At 59.2% G+C, this 18,794-nt stretch carries 19 protein-coding genes and 1 tRNA gene; 12 read left to right on the top strand and 8 right to left on the bottom strand.

Annotated features, from left to right (window positions below):
- Positions 1-142 precede the first annotated feature (142 nt).
- The gene (gene mutM / locus AADW57_RS14890; protein WP_341667672.1) at positions 143-970 is read right to left on the bottom strand and encodes a bifunctional DNA-formamidopyrimidine glycosylase/DNA-(apurinic or apyrimidinic site) lyase; all 828 of its coding nucleotides are present in this window, start codon (positions 968-970) and stop codon (positions 143-145) included.
- An 86-nt stretch (positions 971-1,056) separates the two neighbouring features.
- Here mutM and AADW57_RS14885 point away from each other — a divergent pair, with 86 nt between their 5' ends.
- The 9 genes from AADW57_RS14885 (at position 1,057) to ychF (ending at position 9,042) form a co-directional block, all read left to right on the top strand.
- Positions 1,057-2,838 (top strand): tetratricopeptide repeat protein, encoded by a 1,782-nt coding sequence (locus AADW57_RS14885; RefSeq protein ID WP_341667671.1) that lies wholly within the window; start codon positions 1,057-1,059, stop codon positions 2,836-2,838.
- A complete protein-coding gene (locus AADW57_RS14880) occupies positions 2,838-3,434 on the top strand; it encodes an outer membrane lipoprotein LolB (RefSeq protein WP_341667670.1) in 597 nt (198 codons plus the stop codon). The genes AADW57_RS14885 and AADW57_RS14880 overlap by 1 nt, the downstream gene beginning before the upstream one ends.
- Before the next feature lie 17 nt (positions 3,435-3,451).
- Positions 3,452-4,396 (top strand): 4-(cytidine 5'-diphospho)-2-C-methyl-D-erythritol kinase, encoded by a 945-nt coding sequence (gene ispE / locus AADW57_RS14875; protein ID WP_341667669.1) that lies wholly within the window; start codon positions 3,452-3,454, stop codon positions 4,394-4,396.
- Positions 4,397-4,401: 5 nt separating this feature from the next.
- Positions 4,402-4,478: transfer RNA gene (locus tag AADW57_RS14870), tRNA-Gln, on the top strand.
- Between the two features lie 108 nt (positions 4,479-4,586).
- Positions 4,587-5,537: a ribose-phosphate pyrophosphokinase gene (locus AADW57_RS14865; RefSeq protein ID WP_341667668.1), complete on the top strand. Its 951-nt coding sequence runs from the start codon at positions 4,587-4,589 to the stop codon at positions 5,535-5,537.
- A gap of 91 nt (positions 5,538-5,628) precedes the next feature.
- A complete protein-coding gene (locus tag AADW57_RS14860) occupies positions 5,629-6,222 on the top strand; it encodes a 50S ribosomal protein L25/general stress protein Ctc (protein WP_341667667.1) in 594 nt (197 codons plus the stop codon).
- Between the two features lie 120 nt (positions 6,223-6,342).
- Positions 6,343-6,939, top strand: a complete 597-nt coding sequence (pth, locus tag AADW57_RS14855) for an aminoacyl-tRNA hydrolase (RefSeq protein ID WP_341667666.1) — start codon at positions 6,343-6,345, stop codon at positions 6,937-6,939.
- A 3-nt stretch (positions 6,940-6,942) separates the two neighbouring features.
- Complete coding sequence (locus tag AADW57_RS14850; RefSeq protein WP_341667665.1) at positions 6,943-7,764, top strand: CPBP family glutamic-type intramembrane protease; 822 nt, start codon at positions 6,943-6,945, stop codon at positions 7,762-7,764.
- A gap of 186 nt (positions 7,765-7,950) precedes the next feature.
- On the top strand, positions 7,951-9,042 hold the full coding sequence (ychF, locus tag AADW57_RS14845; protein ID WP_341667664.1) for a redox-regulated ATPase YchF: 1,092 nt from the start codon (positions 7,951-7,953) through the stop codon (positions 9,040-9,042).
- 210 nt (positions 9,043-9,252) lie between these two features.
- Here the strand turns inward: ychF and AADW57_RS14840 are convergent, their stop codons facing one another.
- Both AADW57_RS14840 and AADW57_RS14835 read right to left on the bottom strand, forming a co-directional pair.
- Positions 9,253-10,266, bottom strand: a complete 1,014-nt coding sequence (locus AADW57_RS14840) for an AraC family transcriptional regulator (protein ID WP_341667663.1) — start codon at positions 10,264-10,266, stop codon at positions 9,253-9,255.
- Between the two features lie 213 nt (positions 10,267-10,479).
- On the bottom strand, positions 10,480-11,607 hold the full coding sequence (locus AADW57_RS14835; RefSeq protein WP_341667662.1) for a cupin domain-containing protein: 1,128 nt from the start codon (positions 11,605-11,607) through the stop codon (positions 10,480-10,482).
- A gap of 1,151 nt (positions 11,608-12,758) precedes the next feature.
- Here AADW57_RS14835 and AADW57_RS14830 point away from each other — a divergent pair.
- Both AADW57_RS14830 and AADW57_RS14825 read left to right on the top strand, forming a co-directional pair.
- The gene (locus tag AADW57_RS14830; RefSeq protein WP_341667661.1) at positions 12,759-13,361 is read left to right on the top strand and encodes a YceI family protein; all 603 of its coding nucleotides are present in this window, start codon (positions 12,759-12,761) and stop codon (positions 13,359-13,361) included.
- A 205-nt stretch (positions 13,362-13,566) separates the two neighbouring features.
- On the top strand, positions 13,567-14,466 hold the full coding sequence (locus AADW57_RS14825) for a TIGR01777 family oxidoreductase (RefSeq protein WP_341667660.1): 900 nt from the start codon (positions 13,567-13,569) through the stop codon (positions 14,464-14,466).
- Between the two features lie 67 nt (positions 14,467-14,533).
- Here AADW57_RS14825 and AADW57_RS14820 read toward each other — a convergent pair whose 3' ends face one another.
- Positions 14,534-15,184 carry a carbonic anhydrase gene (locus AADW57_RS14820; RefSeq protein ID WP_341667659.1) on the bottom strand — a complete coding sequence of 217 codons (651 nt, stop codon included), beginning with the start codon at positions 15,182-15,184 and terminating at the stop codon, positions 14,534-14,536.
- A gap of 104 nt (positions 15,185-15,288) precedes the next feature.
- Between AADW57_RS14820 and cynR the strand changes: the two genes are divergently transcribed.
- Complete coding sequence (gene cynR, locus AADW57_RS14815) at positions 15,289-16,176, top strand: transcriptional regulator CynR (RefSeq protein WP_341667658.1); 888 nt, start codon at positions 15,289-15,291, stop codon at positions 16,174-16,176.
- 8 nt (positions 16,177-16,184) lie between these two features.
- Here cynR and AADW57_RS14810 read toward each other — a convergent pair whose 3' ends face one another.
- The 4 genes from AADW57_RS14810 to AADW57_RS14795 all read right to left on the bottom strand — a co-directional run bounded on the left by AADW57_RS14810 (position 16,185) and on the right by AADW57_RS14795 (position 18,737).
- A complete protein-coding gene (locus AADW57_RS14810; RefSeq protein WP_341667657.1) occupies positions 16,185-16,712 on the bottom strand; it encodes an ureidoglycolate lyase in 528 nt (175 codons plus the stop codon).
- Between the two features lie 84 nt (positions 16,713-16,796).
- Positions 16,797-16,991, bottom strand: a complete 195-nt coding sequence (locus AADW57_RS14805; protein ID WP_341667656.1) for a heavy-metal-associated domain-containing protein — start codon at positions 16,989-16,991, stop codon at positions 16,797-16,799.
- Between the two features lie 71 nt (positions 16,992-17,062).
- Complete coding sequence (locus tag AADW57_RS14800) at positions 17,063-18,148, bottom strand: helix-turn-helix transcriptional regulator (RefSeq protein ID WP_341667655.1); 1,086 nt, start codon at positions 18,146-18,148, stop codon at positions 17,063-17,065.
- Positions 18,149-18,299: 151 nt separating this feature from the next.
- Positions 18,300-18,737: an Ivy family c-type lysozyme inhibitor gene (locus AADW57_RS14795; RefSeq protein WP_341667654.1), complete on the bottom strand. Its 438-nt coding sequence runs from the start codon at positions 18,735-18,737 to the stop codon at positions 18,300-18,302.
- Positions 18,738-18,794: the final 57 nt, after the last annotated feature.

The following is an 18,794-nucleotide window of genomic DNA, read 5'->3' as shown; positions in this document are numbered from 1 at the left end:
GTTTATGGCTAATCAATTCGATATAGGTGAATACCTGAGTGTCCGCAAACAGGACGGCGTTTCACTGAAACGCGCACAGCCATGCCTGGCGAGGCGGCCGGCATAACATGGGGAGGGCAGGGGGCAATGGCGCGCCGCGTGCTTAGCGGCGTTGGCAGCGCGAACAGTAATATGTTGCGCGTTGGCCTTGGACGATACGCTTGATGGCCTGCCCGCAACGCGGGCAAGGGCGGCCCGCGCGTTCGTAGACATTGGCATGGATATCGAAGTAGGCACCAGGGGCACCGCTGGCGTTTACATAATCGCGCAGCGTGCTGCCACCCGAGTCCAGTGCAGCCTGTAAGGTGCTCAGGATGGCGGCATGCAGCTTTTCGCAGCGATGCAGGGATAGGTCACCGGCTGGCATTTCGGGGTGGATGCCGGCCAGAAAAAGAGATTCGGATGCATAAATATTGCCCACGCCCACCACGATTTTTCCGCCCAGCAACGCCTGCTTGATGGCGATGCGCCGTCCTTGCAGATGGCGATGCAGATACAAAGGAGTGAACAAGGGATCGAACGGCTCTATCCCTAAAGTGCGAATCAGCGGATGGTTTTCCAGTGGGCCGCTGCTGGGGGCGTGCCATAATATGGCACCAAAGCGGCGTGGGTCGTGCAGCAGAAAGCGTGCATCATCAAATAGCCATTCCGCATGGTCGTGCTTGCGGCGGGGCTCGTCCAGGGCCACGCGACGCAAGGACCCGGACATGCCCAGGTGGATGATTTGGGTGCCTTGCTCGAAATGCAACAACAGGTATTTCCCACGGCGCTCGCAGCCCAGCACGATCTGGCCTTGTATCCAGAGCGGCAACTGGCCGGGAACAGGCCAGCGCAGGCGGGGCTCGTGGATCAGGAATTGTCGGACTATTTTTCCGTTGATGACCGTCGCAATTCCGCGACGAGTTGTTTCAACTTCTGGCAGTTCAGGCATGGGGGGGTGATACCATCAACAAATCTGATTCCTTTATTGTGCCATCGAGCGTCTTTTCACGCGTGCAACGGCGCGGGTTTTTCTGGATGAATGCTCTGACCTTAACACTATTGTTGGGCCTGACGTCGTTGCTTGCAGCGGTTTCGGCGCAAGCGCAGAATTCACTTCCTATTATCAAGGCGGAGCCGCCTGCCGATACGATTCGTCTGCGTAGCGGGCAGTTGCCGCTGGTCGGCCTGACATCCGATATTCTTTATCGGGTGCTGGTGGGCGAAGTGGCCGCATCGCGCGGCGAGTACGATGTAGCCAGCCAGACCTTCCTGGGCCTGGCGCGCGATACCAGCGATCCCCGTTTTGCCCAGAGTGCTTTCCAGTATTCCATGGCTGATCGCAATCTGTCGCGCGCCTTGCGCGCCGCCAAGGAATGGGTGCTGCTGGCCCCCAACGACCCCGAGGCCAAAGCCACCGCTCTGGCGCTGGAAGCCTCTAGCGGTCAAACCGAAGGCTTGGCTGATGCCTTGTGGCTGCGCATATCCCGGGCGCAAGACAAAGACCAGGCCATCGTCCAGGCCATGAGCATCGTGGGCAAAATGGTTGATAGGCGACTGGCGCTGGAGGTGCTGGACAAGGCCTTGAAGGAACCCGTGCGTTCCACGCCCCTGGCGCGCCTTGCCCTGGCCGATACGGCCTGGAATGCCGAAGACCCTGTGCGCGCCGAGCGCGAAGCCCGCGAAGCCTTACGTCTGGACCCGCAATCGGAAGCCGCAGCCCAGCGCGTGCTGGAGTACGGCATCAAGATCAATCCCTCGGCTGCCCTGGAGGCGGCCCGTCGCTTTGTGCGCGAAAACCCCGACAGCCGCAAGCTGCAACTATTGCTGGCTAACAGGTTGGTCGAGCGACAGCAGTTCGATGAAGCGCTGGCGCTGGTCACTGCCTTGCAACGTGCCGCACCCGAAGACTTCGACCTGTTGTATACGCAGGCCGAAATCCATATTCGCGCCAAGCACTACGATCAGGCGCGTCGCCTGCTCGAAGAATATATCAATGTTCAGCAGCAACGCCGCCAGTCCTTGCGCGACGATGCCAGCACGGCCTTGGCCAGTATTTCCGAGGCCCGTCTGTCGCTGGTGCAGATTGCCGAAGCGCAGAATGATCTGAACGAAGCCATTCGCCAATTGGATCTGATCGAGGAGCCGGCGTTGCGGTTTCAGGCCCAGATCCATAAAGCGGTGCTGCAGGCCCGTCAGGGTAATCTGCCCTTGGCCCGCCGCACGCTGGATACATCGCGCCCTCGCGACCGCAACGATCAGGTGGTGGTGGCCTTGACCTACTCCTCCATTTATCAGGATAGTGGTCGCACCGATCAGGCCCTGGAAACCCTGGAGCGCGCCGATCGGGAATTGCCTGACAGTGCCGAGATCAAATACAACCTGGCCATGCTGTACGAGCAGCGCGCCAAGACCGAGCAGTTCGAGACGCTGATGCGGCGCGTGATCGAACTGCGCCCCGACAATGCCAATGCCTACAACGCGCTGGGCTATACCTACGCCGATCAGAATCGCAACCTGGAAGAGGCCCAGGATCTGCTGGAGCGCGCCATGGAGCTGGAGCCGGACAATCCTTACATATTGGATAGTGTGGGTTGGTACTTGTTCCGTATTGGCGACTTGCAGGCGGCGCTGGAGTATTTGCAGCGTTCCTACGAAAAACTGCCGGAAGCAGACGTAGCCGCCCATCTGGGCGAGGTGCTTTGGGCCAAAGGACGTCGCAATGACGCCATGCTGGTGTTTCGTGCCGGCCTGGCCAAAGATGAGCATAACCGTACCCTTCTGGAAACCATCAAACGCCTCGGAGTCGTTTTGCCGTGATGTCTTGTTCTTTGTTGCGCCGCTGGGCCGGTCTGGGGGCTTTGGCCTTGACGGGGTTGCTGGCGGCTTGCGCTACTCCCCAGAAAATCGATGCGCCCGCGCAGACCGAGCAGGCCCAGCGCGATACTGCCTTGTCGCGGGCCGGCCGTTTTGCTTTGAGCGTAACGCACGACAACGGGCAGGTGGAGGCCGTGCAAGGCGGTTTTGCCTGGCGTGACGATGGGCAGCGCTTGATGCTGGACCTGACCAACCCTTTAGGTAATACCTTGGCCCGTGTCTGGGTGGTGCCGGGTCGGGCCATGCTGGAACGAACGGACGGCAGTCAGGAAGCGGCCAGCCACCCCGACGAATTAGTGGAAAAAGTACTGGGTAGCCCCGTGCCGGTGGCCGGTCTGCGCGATTGGCTGCATGGCCGCACGGGCGCGGCACCGGTACGTGCGCAAAAGCGTGACGATCAAGAGCACCTGAGCAGTTTTGAGCAAGCAGGCTGGCGCGTGGGTTTGTCGCGCTACGACGAGCGCGGGCCGCGCCTGTTGCAACTGAACCGCCACGAAGCCAGCCGCTCAATCAGCGTGCGTCTGGTTGTAGACCAGTAAACAACGGGCAGGGCGTCATGGCGCTATACGATGTACCGGCTCCGGCCAAGATCAATCTGTTCTTGCATGTGGTCGGCCGCCGTGCCGACGGCTATCATTTTCTGCAGACGGCCTTTCGCTTTGTAGATCTTAACGATTACCTGAGCTTTATCCCGCGCGATGACGGCAGGATTTGCCGTGCCTACAGCACATTGGTCGATGTGGACCCCGAGCAGGATCTGGTCGTGCGCGCGGCACGGGCGCTGCAACAGGCGACTGGCACCCGCAAGGGCGTGGATATTTCCTGCGTCAAGAATATTCCGTCGGGTGCGGGCATGGGCGGAGGGTCCAGTGATGCGGCCACCACGCTGATCGCACTGAACCGTTTGTGGTCGTTGGGCTTGAGCCGACAGGCCTTGATGGATATTGCCTTGCCTTTGGGGGCCGATGTGCCGGTCTTTGTGTTCGGGCAAGCCGCATTCGCGCAGGGAGTAGGCGAGCAGTTGCAGGCGATCGCACTGCCCGAACGGGACTACGTCATTATTCGCCCTCCGCAATTTATTTCGACTGCGGAAATATTTACGTCGAAAGACTTGACACGAGACGAAGAACCCATCACAATGACGTTCTTTGCTGATTGGCAAGAACGCTTTTGGCAGGCAGAGGGAAATGTCTCTTTGTTTGGCAAGAACAACCTTGAAGCAGTCGCATTCGGTTTATATCCGAATCTACTCAAGTTAAAAAATAACTTGCACGATTCAGGAATAAGCGCTAGAATGACAGGCTCTGGTTCATGTTTGTTTGTTGAGTGCAGGAAAACTGAAAACAAGCGTGAAGCCACGATTTGCCAAAATAAAATTTTGCAAATCAGCAGTAAAGAACATCATGCTGGTAGCGCAGCAAATAGTGATGATTCACTGGTCAAACAAACATGGGTTTGTTCAGGGCTTCAGAATCATCCACTACGCTACTGGATAGATTGAGTTTTTGGGGAATCGCCAAGCTGGTTAAGGCACTGGATTTTGATTCCAGCATGCGAAGGTTCGAATCCTTCTTCCCCAGCCACTTTTCAGGCTTAAAGCCTGCGATAATGTAAAGCTGTTGAGTCGTTGCCTTACAGGGGTATCGATCAACAGCTTTGCTTTTCCTGCATCAGAAATCTATCTCCATATCATGGCACAAGACCGATTCATGATCTTCACCGGCACGGCGAATCCTCGCCTTGCCGTCGACGTCGTCAACCATCTTGACATGTCGCTAGGGAAGATGACAGTAGGTCGCTTCTCCGACGGGGAAGCAATGGTCGAAATCAACGAGAACGTGCGCGGTCGCGATGTTTTCGTACTCCAGCCTACTTGCGCGCCCACCAACGACAACCTGATGGAAATCATGGTCATGGTCGATGCACTGCGCCGCGCTTCGGCCGGTCGCATCACGGCGGCCATTCCTTATTTTGGCTATGCCCGTCAGGATCGCCGTCCGCGCTCGGCCCGCGTGTCCATTTCCGCCAAGGTTGTCGCCAATATGCTGCAAGTGGTGGGTGTGGACCGGGTCATGATGATGGACTTGCACGCCGATCAGATCCAGGGCTTTTTCGATATTCCTGTCGACAATATTTACGCTTCTCCCATTTTGCTGGGCGATATCTGGCGTTGCAACTACCAGGATATGGTGGTCGTGTCGCCCGACATCGGCGGCGTAGTGCGGGCCCGCGCACTGGCTAAACAGCTGGAGGTGGATCTGGCTATTATCGACAAGCGCCGTCCGCGGGCCAACGTATCCGAAGTCATGAACATCATTGGCGATGTCAATGGCCGCACCTGCATCCTGATGGACGATATGGTCGATACCGCCGGCACGCTGTGCAAGGCTGCCGAAGCCCTGAAAGAGCGCGGTGCCAAGGCGGTATACGCCTATTGCACGCACCCCGTGCTGTCGGGCGAGGCGGTCGAGCGCATCAGTAATTCCCAGTTGAACGAGCTGGTCGTAACCGACACCATCCCGCTGTCTGCCAAGGCCCGCGAATGCAGCAAAATCCGCCAGTTGTCCTGTGCGGCGTTGCTGGGCGAGACGATTCTGCGCATTTCCAATGCCGAATCGGTCAGTTCGCTGTTTACGGATTAAGTTTTTCAACGTGCGCTGGTCGCGGCGCGCGTCAACTAGGTAGTTCGCTACCATTTTATGCAGAGCCTGGCTCTGCACTACGGAGTTCTACATGAAATTCACCGCTACTTCGCGTGATGTACAGGGTACGGGTGCGAGCCGCCGCCTGCGTCGCGCCGGTCAAGTGCCCGCTATCGTTTACGGTGGCGAAGGCCAGCCTGTCGTGGTCGCTCTGGATCACAACGAAATCTATCACAGCCTGCGCAAAGAAGCTTTCCACGCCTCCATCCTGACCATGGATCTGGACGGCAAGGCCGAAAAGGTTCTGCTGCGCGCCGTGCAATGGCACCCCTACAAGCAGCAAGTGCTGCACGTGGATTTCCAGCGCGTTCTGGCTTCCCAGGCCATCACCACCAAAGTTCCTCTGAACTTCATCAACGGTGACACGGCTCCTGCCGTCAAGCTCAGCGGCCAAGTCATCAGCCACATCCTGACGGATCTGGAAATCACTTGCCTGCCAGGTAGCCTGCCAGCGTCCATCACCGTGGATCTGGGCGGCCTGACTGCCAACGCCAACCTGCACCTGGAAAATGTCAAGCTGCCGTTGGGCGTGCAGTATGCCGGCCACGAAGCCAATCCTTTGCTGGCTGCCGCTCTGCCTGTGGGCGGTGGCGCTGCTGCCGAAGAAGAAGCCGCCGCCGAGTAAGGCACAGCTGCGGGCCGGCCTGGCCGGCCTTGCGCTTGGCGAATCAACCCCTGTCAGCGTATGCTGGCGGGGGTTTGTTTTTTGCGCTTGTTGCGCAGCGATTTATTTTTTGAACTCTTCATGTCTGCCCCCATACGTCTGATCATTGGCCTGGGCAATCCTGGCCCGGAATACGAAAGCACCCGCCATAATGCCGGCTTCTGGCTGGCCGATCATCTGGCGGACGACTTGCGTGCGACCTTCAATCTGGAAAAGGCCTTTTTCGCCTGGGTCGCCAAGGCGCGCTTCGAAGGCGAAAACGTCGTTTTAGCCAAACCCATTACCTATATGAACAAATCCGGACAGGCCGCCGGCGCGCTGATGCGTTTTTACAAGTTGCAGCCCGAGCAGGTTTTGGTGCTGCACGACGAGCTGGATCTGCTGCCTGGGCAGGTCAAGATCAAGAAGGGCGGTGGTCATGCGGGCCATAACGGCTTGCGCGATATTCAGTCTGCATTCGGCAGCCCTGATTTCTGGCGCATGCGCATCGGCATAGGGCATCCGCGCAGCCTGGGCCTGGCCCAGCAGGTGGCCGCCTTTGTCTTGAACAATCCCCGCCAGGAAGAATTACGCGATATCGAGGACGTCATTACACGTTGCAGGCAGGTGATGCCTGCTTTGTTGCGCGGCGATATCGAACAGGCGACGCGCCAGTTGCACGCAACGCAAAAGGCTTAGTGCATGGTGTATCCAGCGGTGGCCGGCGGGGTGCGGTTTCGGGACGAACTCAGGGATTTCTTCCGTTTTTTGTGCAATCCGCGTTCAGCGCGGCGGCTTGCCGGCCGGCCTGCAGGGCAGGGTTGGTGGCTGGACTGGTTCGCGCCTTTGCCGTTCAAGCGTTTGCTGCAGTGGGCCGGTCTGCTTTGGCTGGTCAATGTGCTGGTTTTCGGCCCGATTGCCGTGTCGGTCGCGGGCTTGGGCGGCGCGCAGCACAGGCTGGACCCGACGCGCATACCGTGGGCCCAGGCCATTCTTTGGGCTCCCGTTGTAGAGGAGCTGGTGTTTCGTTTTGTGTTGCGTAGACCGTCCCAATGGCTGACGGTGGTGCCCTTGGCTACGCTATGCATGTTCCAGGGGCCGACCTGGGCCATGCAGGCTTTGCTGGTGCTGTGTCTTGCCGTCTGGATCAGCCGCCATACCGGTTTTGCGCGTACCGCACTGCCGGCCGGGGCCAACTGGTTCAGTCGCTTATTGGCGGCATTGCAAGGGCGGCCCTGGCGCTTTGCCGCTATGCGCCGCTATTGGCGGCTGTTCCCTTGGGTGTTCTACGCCTTGACTCTGGCTTTCGGGGCGCTGCATTTGTATAACTTTCAGCTCAACAGCATGAGCTGGTATCTGCTGCCCTTGCTCGTGCTGCCGCAATGCGTGACCGGTCTGGTGCTGGCCTGGCTGCGGGTGCGTCGCGGTATCGGGGCCGCCATCGTGCTGCATGCGATTTTCAATGGCGGGCCGGTGTTGCTTATCATGGGCCTGCTCAAACTGTTTGGGCACTTGCCAGGGTAAATACAATCGTTACGTCAGGTCGTTTGTCTGGGCCAGGCAGGTCATAGCGCGTCAGCCCGGTTCGGCTGATGCGAGGACTGCGTCGGCATCATTTTATAGATCGGCCTATTCTGGATTTCACCCAGGCTGCGCCAGGGCGCTACAATAGCGCATCGTTTATATAACTCTTTGATTTTCAGGATACTCATGGCACTGCAATGCGGCATCGTTGGCTTGCCCAACGTTGGTAAATCCACCCTGTTCAACGCACTGACCAAAGCCGGCATTGCGGCCGAAAACTACCCCTTCTGCACCATCGAACCCAACGTGGGCGTGGTCGAAGTGCCCGACAGTCGTCTGCAAGGGTTGGCCGAGATCGTAAACCCCGAGCGCATTCTGCCCGCCGTGGTGGAATTTGTAGACATTGCCGGTCTGGTGGCGGGCGCGTCCAAGGGCGAAGGCCTGGGCAATCAGTTCCTGGCCAATATCCGCGAAACCGACGCGACCGTACACGTGGTGCGCTGCTTTGCCGACGAAAACGTCATTCACGTTGCCGGTAAGGTCGACCCCCTGGCTGACATCGAAATCATCAATACCGAATTGGCGCTGGCCGACTTGGGCGTGGTCGAAAAAGCCGTGCATCGCAATCAGAAGCTGGCCCGCTCCGGCGACAAAGACGCGGCCAAGCTGGTGGCCTTGCTGGAACGTATCGAAAAAGCCTTGGGCGAAGGCAAGTCCGTGCGCTCCCTGAAGCTGGACGCCGAAGAGCTGCACCAGATCAAATCCTACGGCTTCATCACCGCCAAGCCCACCATGTACGTGGCCAACGTCAAAGAAGACGGTTTTACCAATAATCCCCATCTGGACGCCGTGCAGCAGTACGCCGCCGCCGACGGCGCGCCCGTGGTCGCCGTGTGTGCCGCTGTGGAAGCCGAAATCGCCGAGCTGGACGATGCCGACAAAGTCGAGTTCCTGGCCGACCTGGGCATGGAAGAACCGGGCTTGAACCGCGTCATCCGCGCCGCCTATAGCCTGCTGGGCCTGCAAACCTACTTCACCGCCGGCGTCAAAGAAGTCCGCGCCTGGACCATCCGCGTAGGCGACACCGCCCCTCAAGCCGCCGGTGTCATCCACACCGACTTCGAGCGCGGCTTCATCCGCGCCCAAACCATCGCCTTTGATGACTTCATCGCCTGCAAAGGCGAACAAGGCGCTAAAGAAGCCGGCAAAATGCGCGCTGAAGGTAAGGAATACGTGGTCAAAGACGGGGATGTGTTGAACTTCTTGTTTAACGTCTGACGACAAGAAGCGGCTCTTTCCGCTTCATTCACGGCCAGTATCTCTTAAAGCCCAGCGCACATGCTGGGCTTTTTGCTGGAACGGAGCTGGGCCAAACCGTCAGTCGCGCAGTAGCTGCGGCTTGTCGTTAAACAGGCTGCTACTGTGTGGTATTGGGGCCGGGTCGTGGCCTCCCGTGTCTGTTTAGGCCCGCGTTACTTCAGGCGATAGTCAATTCTGGTCGGAGCCTCTGGTGGCCCGCCCAAACCGCCGCGTTTCCTGCGGCGTCTGCCCGAAGCGCTGTTTGTAGGCTGCCGCAAAGCGGCCCAGGTGGGTGTAGCCCCAGTGCAGGGCGATTTCTGATACGTTGCGGTCGTGGTTGGCCTGGATCAGTGCTTGCCGTATGGCATCCAGGCGCATGTCGCGCAGCAACTGCATGGGACTGACGCCATAGTGTTGCTGGCACAGGCGCGACAGGTTGCGTGGGCTGGCACCGCTGTGCCGGGCGATGTCGTCCAGGCCGATGGTCTCGCGCAGATGGCTTTGCATAAAGTCGCGGGCGCGTTGCAGAACCCGGGGCATGTGCAGGCCGTGTTCGCCCAGCAGGTGTTCGCGCAGCGTCAGGGACTGGGCCACCAGCAGGTGGCGGATCAGCGCTTGTTCGGCCATGCGGATCTTGATCGCGCCCAGCGGCGATGGATGGGCCAGTTGTTCGCAGAAGTAGCGCAGCAGGGCGCTCCACTGTTCGCCGTCGCTGGCTTCCAGTCGGATCTGGCGATCAAAGGTCAAAGGTTCACGGGAAAGCGTGCCGGTCAGGTTCTGGTATTCGAGTTGTAGACGGCTGAGCGGCACTTTCAGGATGATCTGCGCGGCACCGGCTTCCCAGAGCAGGCGGTGGGGCTGGTGGGAAGGTAGAATCAGTCCCGAGCCGGCACGCACGGCCCAGTGACCTTCTTCGCATTGAATGTCCACCGAACCGGACAGGGGCATCTGTACCAGCAGAAAGTCGCCGCCTGGTCGGGTTTCTTCGACAGTGACGGCGTCGCCGTATTCCAGTCGCCACAGGCTGAGTGCGTCGGCTTGCACGCCGTGCAGGCGGGCTGTCAGCGTGGCCCCATGTGGGGTCAGGTGGTGATCGTTGAGCAAGGCGGCGACACGCGAACGCACTTCTTCGACGTCGCGCGACACCAGCAGCGCGTGCTGACTCAGCAGGGTTTGAGTCCATCCTGTCATCGAAGGGTGCATGGCGGCCTCCGCGGGGCTGTCTGGGCGCTGTTGTCCGGCTTTGCAATCGCCGTTGACCAGGCCGGGTACCGGCAGCGATTGTTGATCCTTCAAGTTTTTAGTATAGCGCCGCGTCGGGCAAAGCAAAACGCCCCGGGATTGGACGTTGATCCAATCCCGGAGCGGTCCGGACTGATGGACGACAAGCTGGCTCTGGGGAGGCCAGCGCCGCGTCTAGGCCGAGACAGGTTGATGGCCGTTGTTATCGGCCAGTGCTTCTTCGCGGTAAAAGCCCATTTTTTCGATGGCGGGCAGGTCGTTAAAACAGAACAGGCAGGCATCCTCGGTCTGCGAACCATTGACGTGCTCGTGCCAGGCCCAGGATGGCACGCAGAAAACGTCGTGTTCCTGCCAGTCCAGGCGTTGGCCGTTCACAATGGAGTATCCGCTGCCTTTAGCCACCTGGTACAGAAAGCTGCCGGTGTGACGGTGCGCCTTGCCCACGAAGCCGGGACGCAGCATCTGCATGCTGGCTCCCATCGTGGCCATGACATGGCCGCCTGTGGCCGGGTTGGTGTAGTTCATCAGCAAGCCATCGTAGGGGCTGCCTTCGGCTGCCTGGGCGTAGCGTTGCAGTGCCTCGTAGGTCGGCTCCCATTGGTACTTCAGCAGGGGCGAGTAGGGCTTGGTCCATTTGACACTGTCGGGACGCAGGCCGGGCGCGCCCCACAGACCGACCGCGTCGTCCACGGGAAAGCCCACGGCCTGGTGCAGATCGGGGTGTACGCCGAAAAAACCGGCTTCCATGGCGTTGGCCAGCGGAATATCCAGGCCATCCTGCCAGATGCAGGGCAGACCGCCTTCGTCTACGCCGTGTTCGTGCCAGCAGCCATTGGGGGTGATGACGAAGTCGTTCGCGCCCAACGTCATTTTGTGGCCATCGACGATGGTGTAGGCCCCGCGACCTTCCATGATAAAGCGCAGCGCTGACGAGGAGTGCCAGTGCGCCGAGGCGGCTTCGCCGGGATGCATGACCTGCAGGCCCGAATACAGCCAGCCCACGGCGGCAGCCACATCTTTGCGCCCTGGGTTTTCAAAGTAGATCACCCGGCGTCCGGCTTTTTCAGGCGAGACCAGGGATACGGATTGCAGTACGTGTTCGCGCAAATCCCGATAGCGCCACAGCATGGGGACGGATTGCGACTTGGGTTGCCAGGGTTCGATTTTGTTGGCCACTGTCCACAAGGCAGCCGTGCCCAGGCGCTCCAGGTCTTTGTAGTAGGACAGCAGTTCGGGGGTGTCGGCCACATTGGCGCGACCCAGCTTGTCTTCGCGGTAGGTGTCGTAACTCACTGTGCTCATTGCTTGTCTCCTTGCATCCATGCCGCCAAAAAAGTGGGCGGCTCATGTCCATACAGTAGCGAAAGAGCGTCTTGGGCAGCTATCCGAGTATGGACAAAGACTGTCCGAAAATGGTCGGGATAAAAATCAGCCTGGGATGCATGGGCCGTCAAAGAGGGGGGGGGGCACGACGCAGACTGTGTTGTAGACGGTATTTTCAGCTCATTGAATATGGGGCGTTTTTTTGGTTTCTTTGAAGAGTTCCGGGAGCCAATTGCCCCAGTCGATGACGAACTGGATTTTTGAAAACGCCGTTCAAGACGTAGCACGCGCGGACAGGGTTGATGGCTTGCCGGCGCGTTGCGCCGGTGCCCTGGTCGGGGCGCATGGCCGGGCGCGTCCTTAACTCCGGCGGGTTGCTTGTCCGCCGGACAAGTAACAAGCGCCGCCGTCAAACAGAACGACGCTTGCACCCCGTCCCCGCGCCCCGCCTGCGGCAAGCCATCCGACCCGCCCCGTCCAAGCGTGCTGCGTCTTGAACGGCTCAAAACATCGGCGACATAGCCCGGCCATACATACCCACCAGAACATTGAGCGTATGGCTGATGCCTTGCACAACGTACACGGACGTCCCGCCGTTTGGGCCAAGCACAGCGGTGTCGTTCTCGCCAGGCCGATCGCAGCGGGCCGGTGGGCTGGGTCTTTCGCCCGCGCTGTGCGCGGGTTCCCTGGTCAGGATACCGGTGCGGGCGGGGCGTGAACTCGCAGGGTGATTCGTCCACCGGACGAATCACAAGAGCCCTGCTCGAACAGCACGCCCCTTGCCTCCCGCCCCGGCATCCCGCCTGCGGCGAAGGCCCTGACTCGCCCACCGGCCCGCTGCGATCGGCCTGGCGAGAACCCGAGGCTCTCTGCGTTTGGCCTAAACGGCCCAAGCAATACGAAGGAATCCCCGATGTTTAGCGAAGAATCTTTTTTTTCTGTTATTTCTGTTTTTTTGTTTATGATTGCTTCGGTAGTGTTTGGATTATTTTTTTTGAAATTCATAAACCCCTATTTTTGTAGGGTTTTATATTTTCAATATGTTTCTTTTTTTAATTTTTTTATGATTTTGATTGATCTGTTTTTCCATTCCAAGAAACCCTGTCTTTATTTAGAAAAGGATATTCTTCATGCGTAAAATATTTGCTCTTGCTGCTCTGGCTGGCTCTTTGATGCTGACGCCGACTGTGCAGGCGGCGTGGGTGGTGGATGGCGAGCAATCAACGGTCACTTTCCTGTCGGTCAAGGCACTCAAGCCCGGTAACGAAGCGGCCACGGAAGTGTTGCGCTTTAACGGCGTGCAAGGAACGGTGGACAAGAGCGGTCAGGTCCAGGCGTCGATTGCGCTGGCCGGGCTGGATACCGGCATTCCTGTGCGCGATGAGCGCATGCGGACCATGCTGTTTCAGGAGCAGCAGTATCCGGCCATCGAATTCAAGGGCCAGGCCGGATTGGAAGGTGTGCAGGATTTGCAGGCCGGGCAGTCCGCTCTGGTGAATCTGGACGGGGAGTTGAGTATTGCAGGCCAGACCAAGCCGTTTAAATCCCAATTACGCTACATCCAGCTGAAAGACGGGCGTGCGGTGTTAACGACACAAGAGCCTATTGTTCTGAATGCACTGGATTTTAAGTTGGGCGATGGCATTGAAGCCTTGCGCAAGGTCGCTGGCCTGACCATGATTTCCACGACCGTGCCGGTGAATCTGTCGATTACTGTCCAAGCCCAACAGTAGATGCGTTCTGTTTAAAAAAAATGGCCTGCCTCGGGCGTAACTTGTTTTAATTCGTTGCGCCTGACGGCGGCAGGGTGGGCTGGGCCAAGTGTCAATACGCATGGCGATCGGACCGTCTCTGGTGCATCATGCAAGACGCAGCTTATTTGACCAGCAGCGCCAGGACCGCCAGATGTAAGATCGGCTTGCGCGCAGGAGACAGGCGATGCGTATTTTATTGACAGGCGGTACGGGTTTGATCGGACGAGCCTTGTGCAAGCAATGGAAGGCACAGGGCCACGATGTCTGGGTGTGGAGTCGTCGCCCGCACGAGGTGGCTGGGCTGTGCAGCGGAGCACAGGGTTTGGGCGCGCTGGAGCAGTGGGACGGTGCGCAGACCTTGGATGCGGTTGTTAATTTGGCCGGCGCACCCATTGCAGACCGTCCGTGGACGGCGGGTAGGCGTCAGGTGCTATGGCGCAGCCGCGTGGATCTGACTCGAACCTTGGTGGGCTGGTTGGCGCGGTTGGAACATCGCCCGTCTGTGCTCGTGTCCGGTTCGGCGGTGGGTTGGTACGGGGATGGCGGCGACTTGCTTCTGGACGAAGAAAGAACCTTGCCTGGACAAGACTTCGGCAGCCGATTGTGTGCTGCCTGGGAGCAGGAAGCGATTCGAGCCGAATCATTAGGGATACGGGTTGTGCGGGTACGCACCGCCCCTGTGCTGGCCGATGGGCAAGGCATATTGAAGCGGTTGGCACCCGTCTTTGGACTGGGCCTGGGGGGGCGTCTGGGGAGTGGGCGGCAATGGATGCCCTGGATTCATCTGGATGATGAAGTCGGGTTGATCGACTTTTTGTTGCAGCATCAAACCTGTTCCGGCCCGTTTAATGCATGTGCGCCTGGGGCGGTGCGCAATGCCGACTTTACTCGTGCCCTGGCCAGTGTCCTGGGCCGGCCTGCATTTCTGCCTGTGCCGGAGTGGTTGCTGAAGGCCACCCTGGGAGAGCTGTCGGTGCTGTTGCTGGGCGGGCAGCGCTTGCAACCGCGCCGTTGCCTGGAAGCAGGCTATGTATTTCGCTATCCGGATCTGCAGCCAGCACTGAAAGCGGTGCTGGGCACTTGAAACAGCGGGTTGTTGTTACGAACCACGGTGGGTATGAATGCTCCTTTTGCAGGAGCGTTCATTCAGCTTAGGGCAGGCGGATCGGTGCGGCGCGTACCGTGGGATTTTCAACCAGCGGCACGAATTTCATGGCACCGCCATCGTAGGCATCGATGGTGCCCGATTCGATATCGTAAACCCAGCCGTGCAAGGTCAGCCGTCCTTCGGACATGGCCAGGCGCACCGACGGGTGGGTCTGGATATTGGCCAACTGGGCGATGACGTTTTCCCGCACCATCGAAGCAATGCGTTCGTGTTCGTTGACATGTACGCGCGCCTCGTTGACCAGGCGTGCCGAGTCGGCATAGCGCAGCCAATGATCGACCGCCGGCATGTGATCCAGGCACTGACAGGTAGCGATGGCCGTCATGGCCCCGCAGTCCGAATGGCCGCAGATGACGATGTCCGACACCCGCAGAGCGGCCACGGCATACTCGACGGAAGCGGTGACCCCACCGGGTTCGGGCCCGTAGGACGGGACAATATTACCTGCGTTGCGAATGACGAACAGATCGCCTGGTTCGCGCTGGGTGACCAGTTCGGGCACCAATCGGCTGTCGGAACAAGAGATGAAGAGCGCGCGGGGATTTTGGTGCGTGGCCAGGTTTTTGAACAGCTTGGCGCGCTTTGGATAGGCTTCCCGTTGAAACTTCAGGAATCCGTCGATAATGTCTTTCATCCTTGTCCTTGTGGTTTGACTCAGGGTGAAGCTTACCTTGCTCTATTCATAAGGTAAAATACCAATTTCCGATGCATTGCATTGGATTTACTTATAGTGAAAATATGCTGCTGCGTCATCTCAATTATTTCCTGGCGGTGGCTCAGTATCAGAGCTTCACGCGCGCGGCCCATGCCTTGCATGTGTCTCAGCCTGCACTGTCCCAGCAAGTCCGTCAACTGGAAGAGCAGTTGGGGGCGCAATTGTTCGATCGTAATGGGCGCAGCGTGCGCCTGACCGATGCCGGCGAGGTATATCTGCGCTACGCGCGTCAGGCGCTGCAGGATCTGGAGGAAGGACGGCGTGCCATTCATGATGTCAGTGATTTGAGCCGAGGCTCCTTGCGGGTGGCCGTGGCTCCTACGTTCACTTCGTATCTGATTGGTCCTTTGGTCGAGGCTTTTCACCGTCGCTACCCGAATGTGCGCCTGGTGGTGCAGGAAATGCTGCAAGAGCGCGTGGAAACGCAGCTGGTGGAAGACGAACTGGATATAGGGATTGCCTTTGAGAAACCCACCTCGACAGCAGTCGAGTTCCAGCCCTTGCTGGTCGAGACCCTGGCGATGGTCGTCAGCCGCACCCATGCCCTGGCCGAGCGGCGCAGCATAGACCGTGATGCGTTGATGCGCGAGGCGCTGGTTTTGCTTACGGCCGAATTCGCTACCCGTGAACAGATCGAACGCCATTGCCGGCAGCACGATCTGGATTTGCGGGTGCAGATGGAATCGAACTCACTGAATGCCGTCATCGAGATCGTGCGGCGCACCGGCTTGGCTACTTTGCTGCCGGCGGCCATTGCTGGCAACAGCGAATACCTGGTGGCGGTGGGGCTGGACCCGGCTCCGCCACAGCGGCGTGCCATTCTGATGCAGCGCAAGGGGGCCTACCAGTCGGCCGCGATGCGCGCATTTATCGAACTGGCGATCAAGTATGGGGCGGCGTCCGCCTTTTGACGATCGCGCTACAGGTCCAGTGAAACTGCGTCGATGGGTTGGATTTCGCTTTCGGTGGCCACGTTTCCATCCCTCATATGGGCAACCAGATCCAAGGTGGTCGAGCGGCGTGTCAGCATCAGGCAACTGACTTGACCACGGCGCACGCGACTGCTGTGCCAGCAGCCCGGCTGCATGCATACGCCCTGGCCGGGCTTGATGATAAAGGCTTTCAGGGTAGTCAGGTCGGGCCCGCCCTGCGCGGTGCTGGCAGCCACGACGTGGATGATTTCGCCGGTCAGCGGTACCAACGCCTGTTGCGTCAGCAGGTGTTGCTCCAGGGCGGCGATGTGCGGGTCCTGGATGCGGTAATTGACCCAGAGCACTTCTGTGTCGCCGCCCGCACCGGTCTCAAAAAGGTGTTCGCGCCAGAAATCGGTGGCGGCATTGCTGAAGGCCGCTTCGGTGGGGGCGTGTGCCAGCCCCTTGCCCAACATGGTGCCATAGGGGGCAAAGTCGGCGGGGGTCAGCGGCTGGGGGATAAGTCGGGAAGTCATCAATGCGCTCCGTGGTCAATCAGAAACTGGAGGCATTGTAGGCGCGAAACAAAGCGGCCGGCCCTGTGGAGGGCCGGTGCGGTCTTACAGTTTGCTGGGTGTGTAGCCGGCGTCTTCCAGTGTTTTCAGGGCTTGGTCCGCGTCCAGCCCTTCGATGGTGACTTGGTGCAGATCCAGGTCGGTCTTGACGCTGGCGTGTGGGGCGACGGCGTGGATGGCTTCGGTGATGCTGCGCACGCAGTGGCCGCAGGTCATGTCAGGGACGGAAAAAGTGGACATGGCAGGACTCCGGGTAGTAGGAACAATAGAAACAGCGTAAGCCTTCCCATCAGGGCAAGGTCAAGCGGCATCTATAAAGAAGTGATCAGGCGCAGCAGTTCGGGCTGGCGGTGGCAGCCGGTTTTTTTCATGACCGAGGCCAGATGCTTGCGGGCCGTCTCCGATGCCATGCCCAGCACAAGGGCGACATCCTTGAGGGTCATGCCGCTTGCCAGGCAGTGGCACAGCTGGGCTTCGGTAGGAGTCAGGGAAAAAAACTCGGCAATCAGCTCGGCGCTGGGCAGATGGAAAATATGACGGCATTCCAGGCGCAACTGCAAGGTATTTTGCAGGCCCTGACTGTATCGCGTATCAGCCGGACCCAGATACAGGCGATAGGAGCGTCCCCAGTTATCGGGCAGGTGCAATTGCAGTGGACGATGGGTTTGCTGGCAGTCCTGCAAGGCGTCCAGCAGACGCTGGTTCCAGCGCGGGTCTTGGTGGCGCAGGTGGTTGTCTACCAGTTGCAGGCTATGGTCGTGATCCAGTTCCTGGAACAGGGCGTGCACATTGCTGAGCAGTTCGCCCCGGCTGTTCAGAATCATCCACAGGTTTTGGCGCGGGCCTAGCAACTGCCCCAGGTGCGATAGCTCGTCAATGTTGCGCCGTTGCTGTTCTTGCAGGGCTTGGGCCGCCAGAGCCATAAAGGCCTGTTCGGTTCGCAGCGTTTCTCGGCTGGGTTTGTACAGGCGGCTGCGCTGAAAGCTGATGGCGGTAATCCATTGCTCTTCGTTGGTCAGGATACAGCCGTGGATCTCCTGGATGCGGCAGGGCTGCATGAAGTCGTTCCAGAAGCTGCGGCTGATGCTGTCCTGTTTGTCCAGTTCCAGGCCACAGGAAAAACGGGTGCCGGGCGGCGATCCCCAATGGCGCAGGGCGATAGGGTCATATTTGTGGAAATGGTCGCCGTACAGTTGCAGGGTGTGCGCGGGGATATCGGCTGTTTCGGTGTGGGCCAGTCCGTGGGCTTTTTTGCTGTGCCAGAGCATGGTGGCTGAATCGGCTCCCACCAGTTCTTTGGCAAAGCCCATGACCTCGTCCCATCTGGCCTGGCCTATTGCCACAGCGTGCAAGGCGTCGAATGCTGCGCCTTGGGAAGGCGATTGCAGTGTCGGCATGATCCATTCTTCTATGCGAGATGGCTGAAGGACAAAGGCGATCACGCGCCATTTTTTCCTAAGCTAACACATTGTGACTGAATGTTGTGTACCGGCCCGGTATGGCGTTGCCAAGCCGCCGCAGACGGCTTGGCCGCGGTCATTGTCGTTGCTAGAACAGCCAGGCCGCCATGTGGCGTGCCAGATCGGTGTCGGGTTCGCCCAGCCACTGCACGCGGCTGCTGGCCAGGCCAGGGCCGGACGTTTTGTTTTCCACGAAGGCACCGTGGGCCAGGGTTTGCTTTTGAGCGTCCAACAGCACCACATAGCTTTCGCTTGGGCAATTGTGCGGTTTGCAGGCCCGGAACAAGTGATAGTTGCGCCCGTCTACCGACACCGTCTCGGCCGGCGAAGCCGTGCCGTATTGGTTGACCCAACTGGCCCGTTTGGCGACATCGCGCATCAGGGCGCGATACTGGTCGGCCACGTGCTTGTTGGTAGAGGCCAGATCGGCCAGATACACCGGCGCGTCGGACTGGGCAGTAGCCAGCAAGGGAACGAGCAAGGCGCCGCCGGCCAGCAGCCGGCACAGGAAATGTGAAATACGCATAAGGTCTCCTGGTAAAAGGGCGAAGGGCCAGTGTAGCAGCGGCGGCTTGCGGTTTGC

Origin of the sequence: Alcaligenes sp. SDU_A2 (assembly GCF_038237375.1) — a bacterium.
Taxonomy (GTDB): Bacteria; Pseudomonadota; Gammaproteobacteria; order Burkholderiales; family Burkholderiaceae_B; genus Alcaligenes.
The sequence above is the reverse complement of the archived record's forward strand: the minus strand, read 5'-3'. Positions and strand labels throughout refer to the sequence as shown.